The 13,225-nt window shown below is 70.3% G+C and carries 9 protein-coding genes; 2 read left to right on the forward strand and 7 right to left on the reverse strand.

The features are described from left to right. Positions 1 to 4: 4 nt before the first annotated feature. A complete protein-coding gene (locus tag MWU75_RS04425; RefSeq protein ID WP_247088465.1) occupies positions 5 to 1,519 on the reverse strand; it encodes a sensor histidine kinase in 1,515 nt (504 codons plus the stop codon). A gap of 29 nt (positions 1,520 to 1,548) precedes the next feature. Beyond that, positions 1,549 to 6,348, reverse strand: coding sequence for an NAD-glutamate dehydrogenase (locus MWU75_RS04430; RefSeq protein ID WP_247088467.1), 4,800 nt, complete (start codon positions 6,346 to 6,348; stop codon positions 1,549 to 1,551). Between the two features lie 146 nt (positions 6,349 to 6,494). Here MWU75_RS04430 and MWU75_RS04435 point away from each other — a divergent pair, with 146 nt between their 5' ends. Continuing rightward, positions 6,495 to 6,959: a hypothetical protein gene (locus MWU75_RS04435; RefSeq protein ID WP_247088468.1), complete on the forward strand. Its 465-nt coding sequence runs from the start codon at positions 6,495 to 6,497 to the stop codon at positions 6,957 to 6,959. A 9-nt stretch (positions 6,960 to 6,968) separates the two neighbouring features. Continuing rightward, positions 6,969 to 7,475, forward strand: a complete 507-nt coding sequence (locus MWU75_RS04440; RefSeq protein WP_247088470.1) for a DUF2505 domain-containing protein — start codon at positions 6,969 to 6,971, stop codon at positions 7,473 to 7,475. A gap of 7 nt (positions 7,476 to 7,482) precedes the next feature. On the opposite strand, the gene pruA is transcribed toward MWU75_RS04440, so the two are convergent. From pruA to MWU75_RS04465, 5 genes are read right to left on the reverse strand one after another with little or no spacing between them, the layout of a single operon-like run. After that, complete coding sequence (gene pruA / locus MWU75_RS04445; RefSeq protein WP_247088472.1) at positions 7,483 to 9,111, reverse strand: L-glutamate gamma-semialdehyde dehydrogenase; 1,629 nt, start codon at positions 9,109 to 9,111, stop codon at positions 7,483 to 7,485. A 55-nt stretch (positions 9,112 to 9,166) separates the two neighbouring features. Continuing rightward, complete coding sequence (locus MWU75_RS04450; RefSeq protein WP_247088474.1) at positions 9,167 to 9,604, reverse strand: hypothetical protein; 438 nt, start codon at positions 9,602 to 9,604, stop codon at positions 9,167 to 9,169. Positions 9,605 to 9,617: 13 nt separating this feature from the next. Continuing rightward, positions 9,618 to 11,033, reverse strand: a complete 1,416-nt coding sequence (locus MWU75_RS04455) for a wax ester/triacylglycerol synthase family O-acyltransferase (protein WP_247088476.1) — start codon at positions 11,031 to 11,033, stop codon at positions 9,618 to 9,620. A 12-nt stretch (positions 11,034 to 11,045) separates the two neighbouring features. Beyond that, positions 11,046 to 12,398 (reverse strand): hypothetical protein, encoded by a 1,353-nt coding sequence (locus MWU75_RS04460; RefSeq protein ID WP_247088478.1) that lies wholly within the window; start codon positions 12,396 to 12,398, stop codon positions 11,046 to 11,048. Further along, positions 12,395 to 13,189, reverse strand: coding sequence for an SAF domain-containing protein (locus tag MWU75_RS04465; protein ID WP_247088480.1), 795 nt, complete (start codon positions 13,187 to 13,189; stop codon positions 12,395 to 12,397). The genes MWU75_RS04460 and MWU75_RS04465 overlap by 4 nt, the downstream gene beginning before the upstream one ends. Positions 13,190 to 13,225: the final 36 nt, after the last annotated feature.

Genomic DNA, 13,225 nt, shown 5'->3' on the forward strand with positions numbered 1-13,225 from the left:
CCTGTCACGCCTCGGCTGACAGCCCCCGGAGCCGCACGACGAACCGCACGACGGTTCCGTGCGGCTCCCGCGTTTCCCAGGTGATCTCCCCGCGCAGATCGCTGATGAGGGCCTGGACGATCTGCATTCCCAGCCCGGTGCCGGGCTGATGGTCCTCGGGCAGACCGCTCCCGTCATCGGTCACGGTCACCGTCAGCAGGTCCCCAGTGTCGTCATCGGCCTCTGCCCCGGTGGCCGAACCCCGCTGAGCCTCGATCACGACCGAGCCGACCGGCTCACCGTCCACCGTGGGGCGGCTGGTGTCGAAGGCGTGCTCCACCGCGTTGTGCACCAGCTCGGCGAGGATCATCGCCAGGGGTGTGGCGTCCTCGGCGCGCACGCGTCCGAACGACCCCCGGTGCCCTGCGCTGACCCGCGCGCTCCCCTGTGACGCCACCTCCACGGTGGCGCGGGCGATCCGCACTGCGATCTCGTCGAACAGCACGGTCTCGTCGAAGCCGTGGCTGAGTGTGTCGTGCACGAGGGCGACCGTGGAGACCCGTCGTCCCGCCTCCTGCAGCGCCTGCTTGGCACCCGGGTCGTCGAGCCGGCGGGACTGCAGCCGCAGCAGCGCCGAGACCGTCTGCAGGTTGTTCTTGACCCGGTGGTGGATCTCCCGGATGGTGGCGTCCTTGGTGAGCAGCTCCCGCTCGCGCCGACGCAGCTCGCTGACGTCCCGCACCAGCAGCATGGCGCCGTAGCGCGTGCCACCGTCGAGCAACGGGACGGCGCGCATCGTCAGGTTGATCCGTGTTGTCTCGATCTCCGTGCCCCACGGTGCTCGACCGGTCAGCACCAGGGGCATGGTCTCATCGAGCGTGGCGCCCGTCGGCAGGCGGCTGGTCACGATCTCCGAGAGATCTGTGCCGGTCACCTGGTCGGTGTAGCCCAGCCGGCGCAGCGCCGAGATCGCGTTGGGGCTGGCGTAGTCGATGTGTCCCTCCCCGTCGAGCCGCAGCACCCCGTCCCCCACGCGCGGGGTGCCGCGACCGATCCCCGTCGGCGCCAGCTCGCTGGGGAAGCTCCCCTGGCCCACCATCCGCAGCAACGCCTGGGCCAGTTGCAGGTAGTTGACCTCGAGGCCACCCTGCTGACGCATACTGTGCAGGTCAGTGTGCCGGACCAGGACGCCGACCGCACGACGGGCCCGGACCACGGGGACATACTGCTCCCGGATCGACTCCATCTCCGGTGGGTCGACAGAGCGGATCGTGCGCAGCACGTGCTCCAGCACCTCACGACGCTCTGTCTCGGCGGTCAACCCGACCACGTCGTCGTTGTAGAAGTTGGGCCCGGTGGTGGGCCGAGCGTGGGCCACGAGCACCCAGCCGTCCTCACCGTCGGCCGTGGGCACCCACAGCGTCAGGTCCGAGAAGGACAGGTCCGCCACCATCTGCCAGTCGCCCACGAGTCGCCGCAGCCAGTCGGCATCCGCCCGGGACAGGGATGCCCGGCCGATGACGTCGCGCAGGGTCGGCACCTCCGCAGACTAACGCGCCAGCGCGTGGGTCAGTTGCTCGCGCCCTGGCGCACCAGGCCGCGCAGCGCACGCAGCGCCACGGACAACGGCCCCATACCCGGGGTCTCCAGCCGGTTGACGTTGTTCAGCACCTGGCTCACGCGGGTGATCGCCTCGGCGTTGCTCTCGGCCCACTGCTCGAGCTGCGCGCGTTCGTCGGCACCTGAGTCCGCGGTGCTGCCGAGGACCGTGCGCGTCAGCGCCTTGAGCACGCCGTAGAGGTCGTCGCGCATCGCGCCCCGGGCCAGGGAGTCCCAGCGGTCGTGCCGGGGCAGCTCGGCCACACGGTTGAGCAGCGTGTCGATCCGGAAGCGTTCGGACACCCCGAAGTAGAGGGCCGCGGTCTCCTCGAGTGGGCGGTCGGTCTCCTGGGCCAGCTCGACGATGTCGAGGACGGAGAAGGAGTCCAGCAGACCCGCGTAGGTGATCGCCAGGTCTTCGGGAACCCCGCCACTGCGGGCCTCCTGCGCCTGCTGCTCGAAACGCTCCCGCTCCTCTGCCTGGAGGAACTGGGCCAGCAACGGACGCAGGGTGCTCACCGGGCCGGTGAACCGTTCGATCTCGCGGTCCATCTCCCCGGTCAGCGACTGGTTGTTGAGGAACCACCGGACGCTGCGGTCCATCAGGCGCCGGAACTCGAGGTAGAGCTTGGTCTGCAGCTGGGTAGGCACCACGTTGTCCAGTGCCTCGACCCGCTCCATGAAGCCGGCCATGTCGAAGACCTCCCGGCACACCACGAAGGCGCGGGCGATCTGGGGCATCGTCGCCCCGGTCTCCTCGACGCACCGGAAGGCGAAGGTGACCCCACCCCGGTTGACCATCGCGTTGGCCAGGTCGTTGACGATGATCTGCCGACGCAGGGGGTGATCGCCGAGACGGTCACCCAGCCTTTCCTGGAGGGGTTCTGGGAAGTAGCCCCGCAGTGCGTGCTCGAAGTACGGGGAGTCGGGCAGGTCGGACTCGCCGAGCTCCTCCTTCAGGTTCAGCTTGGAGTAGGCGACCAGCACGGAGAACTCCGGGGAGGTCAGTCCGGTGCCGTTCTCCTCGTGCTCGTGCATCGCACGGTCGTCCGGCAGGAACTCCAGCTCCCGGTCCAGCCCGGCCTGCGCGGAGAGGTGGTCCATGAGCCTGCGGTGCACGGGTGCCATGACCCCGCCCTGGTCACGCGAGTTGCCGATCAGGACGTTCTGCTCGTAGTTGGTCCGCAGGACCCGGTGGGCCACGTCGTCGGTCATCGAGGCCAGCAGCTCGTCGCGCTGTTCGAGGGACATCTCGCCGTCGGCGACGACCGGGGCCAGCGCGATCTTGATGTTGACCTCGTGGTCGGAGGTGTCGACACCGGCCGAGTTGTCGATCGCGTCGGTGTTGATGTGGATCCCGGCCCGGGCGGCCTCGATGCGACCGCGCTGGCTGAAGCCCAGGTTGCCGCCCTCGCCGACCACCTTGACCCGCAGGTCACCACCGTTGATGCGGATCGCGTCGTTGGCACGGTCACCGATGTCGCTGTCCGACTCCTGAGCGGACTTCACGTAGGTGCCGATGCCGCCGTTCCACAGCAGGTCGACCGGGGCCTTGAGCACCGCGGTGAGCAGCTCGTTGGGCGTCATCTTCGTCGTGCCCTCGTCGAGGCCGAGGACCTCGCGCACCTGGGGTGTGATGTCGATGGACTTGGCAGACCTCGGATAGACACCGCCGCCCTCGCTGATGAGCGACTCGTCGTAGTCGGCCCAGCTGGAGCCGGCCAGGTCGAACAGCCGCTGCCGCTCCGCGAAGGAGGTCGCCGCGTCCGGGTCGGGGTCGAGGAACACGTGCCGGTGGTCGAACGCGCCGACCAGCCGGATGTGCTCGGACAACAGCATGCCGTTGCCGAAGACGTCGCCGCTCATGTCACCGATGCCGACGGCCGTGAAGTCCTCGGACTGCGTGTCATGGCCGAGCTCGCGGAAGTGCCGCTTCACCGACTCCCAGGCGCCGCGGGCCGTGATGCCCATGCCCTTGTGGTCGTAGCCGGCCGACCCACCCGAGGCGAAGGCGTCGTCCAGCCAGAAGCCGTACTCACGCGAGACGCTGTTGGCGATGTCGCTGAACTTGGCGGTGCCCTTGTCCGCGGCCACGACCAGGTAGCTGTCGTCGCCGTCGCGCCGGACCACGTTCTCCGGGGGCACGATCTCCCCGCCCACCCGGTTGTCGGTGACGTCCAGCAGACCCTTGATGAAGATCCGATAGCACCCGATGCCCTCGTTGAGCCAGGCGTCCCGGTCACTGGGCGGCGGCAGCTGCTTGGCCACGAAGCCGCCCTTGGAACCGGTCGGCACGATCACAGCGTTCTTGACCATCTGCGCCTTGACCAGGCCCAGCACCTCGGTGCGGAAGTCCTCCCGACGGTCGCTCCACCGCAGTCCGCCGCGGGCGACAGGACCGAAGCGCAGGTGCACACCCTCGATGCGGGGCGCATAGACCCAGATCTCATAGGCCGGCCGAGGCTCGGGCAGCCCCTCGATGTCGCGTGGGCTGAGCTTGAGCGAGACGTGCGGCTTGGCTCGCCCATCCTCGTCCAACTGGTAGAAGTTGGTCCGCAGCGTGCCCTCCACGACCGAGATCAGCTGCCGGATGATCCGGTCCTGGTCCAGGCTGGCCACGTCGTTCAGTGCCTCGTGGATCTGCCCGATCACCGTGGCCGCGGCCTCATCACGCTGGTCGTTCCCGGCGCCGGTCGAGGGATCGAAGCGCGCGGCGAACAGGTCCACCACGAGCCGGGCGATGTGCGGGTTGGCGACCAGCGCCGACTCGAGGTACTCCAGGCTGAAGGACCCCACCTGGCGGACATACCGGACCAGGGTCCGCAGGATGACGACGTCGCGCCAGGACAGGTCCGCACCGAGCACGAGCGCGTTGAGGCTGTCGCTCTCACCCTGACGGCTCCACGCGACGGCGAAGGCTTCCTCGAACTCGGCGGCGACCTCCTCCTCGGAGCGCAGGTCGTTGCCCTCCCAGACCGTGGGGTCCTTGGCACGCAGACCGAAGTCGTAGATCCGCATGGCGATGTCGTCGGCGTCCTCCCCGACGACGTAGGGCCGCTCGTCGGTCACCTCCACGCCGAGGTGGCTGAAGATCGGCATCGCCTCGGTGAGCGTCATCGCCTCCTGGCGGTAGAGCTTGAGCCGGCGCTCCCCCTCGGGTGCACCCTCCTCGGCATAGAGGCGCAGCCGCATGTTGCGCTTCGGGTCGGAGACGACGGAGCGGATGCGCGCCAGGTCGGTGTAGCCCGTCGCCGGCTCGAAGTCCTCCTTGTACCCCTCGGGGAACGCCGCCGAGAAACTCGCGGCGGTGTCACCGACCGTCTCGTCCTCCTCGTGCTCCTGGATGACGTCGGTGAGCTTCTCCTGCCAGGTGCGCATCGCGTCCTGGACCCGCTCCTCCAGCGCAGTGGTGTCCACGTCCGGGATGTTCCCCCCCGGCTGCATCCGCAGCACGTAGTGGACCTGCGCCAGCGCTGCCTCCCCGACGCGTGTGGTGTAGTCAACCGTCTCTGCCCCGTAGGCCTCACGGAGGATCTGTTCGATCCGCACCCGCACCGCCGTGTTGAACCGGTCCCTGGGCATGAACACCAGGATGGAGACGAAGCGCCCGAACTCGTCCTTGCGCGCGAGCAACCGCGAGCCCCGCCGCTCCTGCAGGTGCAGCACCTCGTTGGCGCTGTCCGCCAGCCAGTCCGTGTCCGCCTGGAAGAGCTCGTCGCGGGGGTAGTTCTCCAGCACCCCCATGAGGTCCTTGCCGGAGTGGCTGTCGGGGGCGTAGCCGCTGCGCGCCAGGATGGTGCGCACCTTCTCCCCGATCACCGGCAACCGGGTGACCGACTCCGCATAGGCACTCTGGGTGAACAGGCCGAGGAAGCGCCGCTCACCGATCACGGCGCCGTCGGCATCGAACTTCCGGACACCGATGTAGTCGAGGTAGACCGGCCGGTGCACGGTCGCCCGCGAGTTGGCCTTGGTGATCGTCAGGAGCCGGGGCTCGCGGGCCGTGGCAGCGGCCTCGGGACGCAGGCGGCTGACCGACGGCGCCTGGCCCTCCGGCACGCGCAGCAGACCCAGGCCGGTCCCGGGCTTGGAGCGCAGCGCGTCGCTGCCGTCCTCCTGGACGAGTTCGTACTCGCGGTAGCCGAGGAAGGTGAAGTGGTTGTCCTCCAGCCAGGTGAGGAACTCGATCGTCGGTCCCACCGAGTCCTGGTCGACCGTGTCCGGCACCCCCTCCTCGAGCTCGAAGATCAGGTCGCGCGCCTGCTTGCGCATCGCCCGCCAGTCTGAGCAGGCCCGGCGCACGTCCTCGAGCACCTCGAGGAGCCGGGACTGGAGCGCCTCACGCGAGGACTCCTGGGGGATCCGGTCGATCTCCACGTGGATCCAGGACTCGACCCGGTCGTCGTGGCCGGCCTCACTGGTGTCGACGTCGACGACCTCGTGGGTCTCGGCGGAGCCGCGCACCACGATCTGCGGGTGCAGGAGCAGGTGCACGGACAGTCCGCGGGTGCTCAGCTCGCCCAGGACCGAGTCGACCAGGAACGGCATGTTGTCGGTGACGACCTGCACGACAGTATGCCGTGAGGTCCAGCCTTCCTGGGCGCGCGAGGGATTGAGCACCCGGACCTGGGTGGTGCCGGGTTCGCGCCGGCTCGACAGCTCCGCGACCTGCCCTGCGATGGCCTCACGGACGTCCGGTCCGCGCTCCAGCAGGTCCGTGTGGGAAGCGTGCCGGTAGAACCGGTCGAGCAGGGTGTCGTCGGACGACATGATCAGGCGTTCTCCTGTAGACGTGCCACGGCGGCGCACCCGGTCGTGCGCCGCCCCGAGCCTATCGCTCGCCACGGTGACCGGCAGGTCGGGCGGTGGTGGACAACCCCGGCCGAGTGTCCCCGCTCGACCGTAGGGTGTGCGACATGTCCGGGAACCCCTCATCGCTGCCGCTGCTCGGCCTGGCCGAGGAGCTCAGTGCCTGCGAGGTCCCCGTGGGTGACCCCGTGACCGAGGACGCGCTGCGGGCGATCCTCGACCGCGTCGTGGACGCCGTGGTCGACGTCAGTCTGGGCAGGTCCACACTCTCCCGCCCCCACCCGCCCGGCGCCGGGGTCGCACCTGGCTCCACCGCACCGACCGCCCAGCTCGACCCGGTCGCCTGTTCTGCGCTCGCCGCCCGCTGCCACCGCGCGGCTGCCCTGCTGACCGAGGTGGAGGACCAGCGGCTCGCGGGCGTCGTGGCCTCGTGCCTGACCACGATCGCGGACGGCCTGCAGCGGTTGACCCAGGACGCGAGCGACGCTCGCGTCCATCCACCAGCGGCCCAGCAACGGCTGCGGCGGAGCCTGGTCCGGGCCGGGGCGCTGTTGGACGCCGCAGCACCCTAAAGTGACCCCATGAGGATCCACGAGACCGTCGAGCACGCGGCGTCGCCGCAACAGGTGTTCGAGATGATCTGCTCCCCCGACTACCAGGAGCTGAAGTGCTCGCGCAGCGGCGCTATCGAGCACGAGGTCGCGATCGAGGTCGAGGAGGACGCACGCACGATCGTGACCCGCCGTCGGCTACCCACTGACGGTTTCCCTGACTTCGCCCGGAAGTTCGTCGGGGACTCCGTGGACGTCATCGAGACCACCGTGTGGGGCATGACCCCTGACGAGGACGGCGGCTACTCCGCCTCGCTCCACCTAGAGATCCCGCGGACGCCTGTCAGCATGTCCGGCAGCGTCGTGCTCGAGGCCACCGAGGCTGGCGGGACGCAGCACACGGTCGAGGGCGAGCTCAGGGCCAACGTCCCGTTCCTCGGGAGCAAGGTCGAGGCCGCCGTGGCCCCGGTGCTGGCCAAGGCGCTCCGGCTGGAGGGCCGGCTCTCCAGCGAGTGGTTCGAGGAGAACCCGGCCTGACTCCCTCTCAGCCCATGTGCGGATAGCGCCACTCGGTCGGCGCCACGAAGGTCTCCTTGATAGACCGGGCGCTGGTCCACCGCAGCAGGTTCTGCAGGGAGCCCGCCTTGTCGTTGGTGCCGGAGGCCCGCGCACCGCCGAACGGCTGCTGTCCCACGACGGCGCCGGTGGGCTTGTCGTTGATGTAGAAGTTGCCCGCTGCGAACCGCAGCTTCTCCGTGGCCAGGGCGATGGCTGCCCGGTCGCGGGCGATGATCGCGCCGGTCAGCGCGTAGTGGGCCACCGACTCCATCTGGGTGAGCGTCTGCTCGAACTGGTCGTCCGGGTAGACGTGCACGGCCAGGATCGGCCCGAAGTACTCGGTCGTGAACGAGTCGTGGGTCGGGTCGGTCACCTCCAGGACGGTCGGGCGCACGAAGTATCCGATCGAGTCGTCGTACGTGCCGCCCGCCACGACCGTGACCGCGTCGTCGGCCTTGGCGCGGTCCAGGACGTCCTTGTGCTTGGCGAAGGCCCGGTCGTCGATCACCGCGCCCATGAAGTTGCTGAAGTCGCGGACGTCACCGACCGGCAGTGCGTCGGTGATCGAGGCCAGGTCGTCGCGGATCTGGCTCCACAACGAGGCCGGGACGTAGGCGCGGGAGGCTGCCGAGCACTTCTGTCCCTGGAACTCGAAGGCACCGCGCACCATGGCGGTCCGCAGCACGTCCGGATCGGCCGACGGGTGGGCGACGATGAAGTCCTTGCCGCCGGTCTCGCCCACGATCCGCGGGTAGGAGCGGTAGTCAGCGATGTTGGCGCCGATCTTGCTCCAGAGCAGCTGGAAGACCCGGGTCGACCCGGTGAAGTGAATGCCCGCGAGGTCCGGGTGCTCGAGGGCGACGTCGGACACCTCGATGCCGTGCCCGGTGACCATGTTGATGACCCCGTCGGGCAGGCCCGCCTCCTGCAGGATCTCCATCACGACCGAGGCGGCCCGCTGCTGGGTGGTCGCCGGCTTCCACACGACGGTGTTGCCCATCAGGGCCGGTGCGGTAGGCAGGTTGCCGGAGATGGCGGTGAAGTTGAAGGGGGTGACCGCGTAGACGAAGCCCTCGAGCGGGCGCTGGTCGGTGCGGTTCCACACACCGGTGGCGTTTCGTATCGGCTGGTCGGCAAGGATCTGCCGACCGAAGTAGGCATTGAACCGCCAGAAGTCGATCAGCTCGCAGGCAGAGTCGATCTCGGCCTGGTAGGGAGTCTTCGACTGCCCCAGCATGGTCGCCGCGTTCAGTCGTGCGCGCCAGGGGCCGGAGAGCAGCTCGGCCGCCCGCAGCAGGATCGCGGCCCGGTCGTCGAAGTCCATCGCGGCCCAGCCCGGCGCGGCCTCGCGCGCCGCGTTGATCGCCGCCTCCGCATCAGCCGCCTGGGCGTTGCGCAGCGTCCCGAGGACCTCGGCGTGGGCGTGGGGCTGGACGACCTCGATCTCCTCGCCGCCGCCGGTCACCCGCTGGCCACCGATGACGTGGGGCAGGTCGACAGGGGTGTTGGCCATCTCGGCGATGGCTACCTCCAGCTCGGCCCTCTCGGGGCTGCCGGGTGCGTAGTCCCGCACCGGCTCGTTGATCGGCTCGGGAACACTCGTCACGGCATCCATCGGTCTGTTCCTCCAGTCGTTGGGGTGGTCTCGGCATTGAGCCCGGTCGTCATGGTCACAGCAACGCCCGCACGTCGGCAAGCTCGGTGGCGTCGTACCAGGAGAGCTCGATCACGTGCTCATCGTCCGAGACGGACGACACCTCACCCACTAGGTCGTCACCGGCGTGCAGGGAGGCGATCCTCGGGAGGGTGACGGATCCGCGGAGCAGGACCCGCGAACCGGTCGGGCCACTGTCATCGATGGTATCGCGGGCGACGTCAGCGGCCGCCACGAGCACCGGCTGCCCCTCCTGCAGGCAGTAGGCCGCTGCGTCCTGGAGCGCGGCGTACTCCCACGACTCCTCGTCACCGGAGGGGTCGGACCGGCGCACCGACTCGGTGACGACGAACGCGACCAGGTCACCCGGCATACTCCCGGTCTCGTGCAGGGTCTGCGCCAGGTCGGCGGTGAGGGGGAGGTAGCAGCGGACCTGTGGGGGGATGGGGGCCATCGTCTCTCCTGTCTCAGTCGTCACCGGCGACCAGCTCCGCGAGCGCCGAGTCGATGCACTCGGCGAGCACTTCCAGGTCGGTCATGGCGTCCCGGTCGGCGTTGAGGCCGAGGTGGACCTGACCGTCGTAGGACGTCAGACCGACCGCGAGAGCCTGGCCCTGGGCCAGGGGGATCACCGGGTAGCTCGCGATCAGGCGTGCGGGGCCGGCATACCTCGCCTCCTGGGGGCCCGGGACGTTGCTGATCACGAGGTTGAACATGCGACGGGACATCGCGCTCGCGGCCCGGGCCGCCATGGAGTGGAGCGTGGGCGCAGCAAAGCCGGCGAGCCCGGCCAGCCCCGCGGCGCCGATCGCCCGACCGTCGCTGAGCTGCTTGACCATCCGGAAGCTCACCTGCTGCAGGCGCATGGCCGGACTCGGCTCGCCGATGGGCAGGTCGACGAACGCCGCCACGACCGGTCCGCCGACGTGGGAGTCACCCGCGGCGTCCTCGACCGACAACGGCACCATGGCGCGCAGCGTGCTCGCCGCGCTGATCGGCTCGCCCCGGGTCATCAACCACTCGCGCAGCGCCCCCGTGAGCGTGGCCAGCACCACGTCGTTGACCGTGACGTGGCCGAGGTCCCCCGCCCCGAACTTGCGGCGGCGCACCGCCCGGAAGTCCTCCAGGTCGAGGTCGATCAGGCGGACCCGGCGGGCCGAGCCGACGAGCGCGTTGAGGGGGGTGTGCGGTGCGGGACTGGCGGCCGTGCGGACCAGGGCGGTGCCGGCCTGACGGCCGACCTCGGCCACCTTCGCGCCGGTGTGCCGCAGGTCGGTGAAGCCGCCCCGGACCCCGTCCCAGAGCCGACGCGGGGAGGTGACCGTGCTGATCGCCGAACGGGTGAGCAGCTCGACGTCGCTGGGCTCGGGTGCCGGTGTCCACGTCTGCACGATGGGGGCCACGTCCGTCGGGGAGGCGTCGAGGATGACCTGGCCCATGTCCAGCCCGTGGACACCGTCCACCATCGCCTGGTGGGTCTTGGTCACGATGGCGAACCGGTCGTCCTGCAGCCCCTCGACGAGGTAGACCTCCCAGAGCGGGCGCTCACGATCGAGCAACCTGGACTGGATGCGGGCGACGAACTCCGAGAGCTGCTCCATGGTGCCCGGCCGGGGCAGCCCGGACCGGCGCACGTGATAGGTCAGGTCGAAGTCAGCGTCGTCGACCCACACCGGACCCCCCAGCCCGGCGGGCACCTGGCGCACCCGCTGCCGGTAGCGGTGCACGTAGGCCATCCGGTTGGACACGAGGTCCAGCAGGGTCTCGTAGTCGAAGCCCTCCTCCGGGGTATCGAACACCAGCACCGAACCGACGTGCATGGCCGTGACCGGACCCTCGAGGTAGAGGAACGAGGAGTCCACCGGCGTCAGACGATCTAGCACGCCCCCATCGTGTCAGACCCGGGCGGTGGCCCGCCGCGTGCGCCCTCGACCACGTGGCGGGGCCAGCGTGCGACCGCCCACCCGGCCCGCCAGTTCCCGGATGCCGGTGCGTGCCGCGCTCCCGGGACGCGCCTCCCGCAGGGTGCGTCCCTCGAGTACTGCCGCGTCCACCGAAGCCTGGTCCTCCGTGACGAGGACGACGTCGTCGAGGCCGGCGAACCGGCGCAGCGCCCCGCGGACCCTGCTCCCCGGGTCCTTGCCCACGGCACCGGGCCGGACCCTGTTGACCGCAACCGTCAGGGGAGCCTCGGTCACCTCGCGCAGCTGGTCCAGGCCCCTGACCAGGCGCTGCAGCGCGACCGGGTCCGCGGAACCCACCACGAGCACATCGTCGGCGGCCTCCAGCGCGGCCAGCGCCGCACCGTTGCGTCGCGGGGCTGTGGTGTCGAAGCTCAGCTCCTCGTCCGACTCCAGACAGAACCCGACGTCCACGACGGTCACCGGCACCAGGGCGGAACACTCGGCCAGGATGTCCTGGACGGCGTGCTCGCGCAGCTCGGTCCAGCGGTCCGGTCGCGGCATGCCGGTCAGGACCCGCAATCCCGGGGTGACCTCCGGTGCCAGACGCAGGAGGGTCGCACGATCGAGGTTGCCCTGGTCCGCGGCCCGCGCCGCCGCCGCCACCCCGGGGGCCTCGTCGAGCACCGCCAGGACCTGGGCCACGGACGCACCGTAGGTGTCCAGGTCAGCCAGGATCACGGGCGTGTCGACCTCAGCCAGCTCGGCCGCGACGTTCACGGCCACGGTCGTGCGACCCGGTGACCCCACAGGCCCCCAGACCACGACGACCCTGCCCCTGTCAGGAGGGACGGACACCGCGTCACCGGACTCCTCGGGATCGACCGTTGCGTGTGCGCCACGGTGTCCCACGGAGCCGTCTGCGTCAGCAGTCTCTTCGGCCCCAGGCCCGGGCTTGTCAGCCGATGCCGACGGGGCCGTCGTCGGGTCCTGCCTGCTGGTCAGCTCAGCGAGTGCCGCGTCGAGCGTGGGCTGGTCCGCGTCTGCGGGCACCACGACGGCGACGCCCCACCGGCGCAGCATCCGTTCCCCCGCCTCGTCCCCCGGTCGGTGCACGCCGAGCACGAGCACTCCGTGGTCGAGGAGCTCGCGGATCGCTGCACCGTCGAGCCCGCGCAGGTCGGCCGAGACCACGGCGACGCGCCCGATCCCGGCCGCCACCGCTCCGAGCAGCTCGGCAAGGTCGGGGCAGCGTCGCACCACGTGGACCGCACCGCTCGTGCCGAGCTTGGTGGTCAGCCCGGCTTCGTACTGCGGGGTGACCGCGGTGAGCAGCGGCAGACTCACGAGGTCGATCCCGCCCCACCGGGCGAGGGCACCAGGGTGAGCTTGGCCCCCTGGTCGACGCTGGAGATCACCGCGCCGACCCGGTCGGCCGGGACCACGACCTGCACCGCGGCGCGGCCGATCCCCATCCCGAGGCCGTTGGAGCTCGTCGGGGTCGCGGCGACCACCGCCCGGCTCAACAGCAGCTCGGGATCCAGGTAGGCGGTCCCGACCTGGTCGGGATCCCGGCGGCTGACCCACATGTCGACGACGGTGCCGACCGTGAAGGTCTGCGCCGCTGCCGGGTCGATGGGGACGGTCACCGTCTTGTCGCGGGCCTGGCTGGCCGTGCCCAGCGAGCCGGCGGGCACCAGCTCACCCTCGGCGACCTGCCGTAGCGCGACGGTGCCCGGGGCCAGTGGTTGGGTGCCGTCCAGGTAGTGCGCCATCGGCGCATCCATCCGGACCCGCACCGGGACCAGGTCCTGCGCCTCGACCTCCTGACCCGGCAGGATCTCCCGTGCCGCGGCATACACGGGGGTGGTCTCGTCCAGGGATGAGGCGAGCCGGACACCACCCGCGACCGAGAGCATCACGAGGAGCAGCCCGACCAGCAGTCGGGTGTCGCGCCAGCCCGGAGCCCGCAACCGTCGGGCTCGTGGCGCCGTCGTCCGCTCCTCCCGCGTGATTGTGCTGCTGATGATGTCCCCCTCGGGTGGCTGTCGGTCGGCGGTCGCCATCGACCGTCGGTCGCTGCGTGCTGCGGCGGCCCCACGGTAGCGGTCCCGCCGGGCCGCGAACATCTTGTCCACAGGCCCGTCCGCCGGACCACCCGCGAGAAGTAAAAT

The organism is Ornithinimicrobium sp. F0845 (genome assembly GCF_023015765.1).
Lineage (GTDB): Bacteria > Actinomycetota > Actinomycetes > Actinomycetales > Dermatophilaceae > Ornithinicoccus.

Excerpts from the sequence above, each read along its gene's own strand:
- MWU75_RS04440 (WP_247088470.1), top strand. The coding sequence starts at position 6,969 with ATGAGGATCCACGAGACCGTCGAGCACGCGGCGTCGCCGCAACAGGTG.
- MWU75_RS04450 (WP_247088474.1), bottom strand. The coding sequence starts at position 9,604 with ATGGCCCCCATCCCCCCACAGGTCCGCTGCTACCTCCCCCTCACCGCC.
- pruA (WP_247088472.1), bottom strand. The coding sequence starts at position 9,111 with ATGGATGCCGTGACGAGTGTTCCCGAGCCGATCAACGAGCCGGTGCGG.
- MWU75_RS04430 (WP_247088467.1), bottom strand. The coding sequence starts at position 6,348 with ATGTCGTCCGACGACACCCTGCTCGACCGGTTCTACCGGCACGCTTCC.
- MWU75_RS04435 (WP_247088468.1), top strand. The coding sequence starts at position 6,495 with ATGTCCGGGAACCCCTCATCGCTGCCGCTGCTCGGCCTGGCCGAGGAG.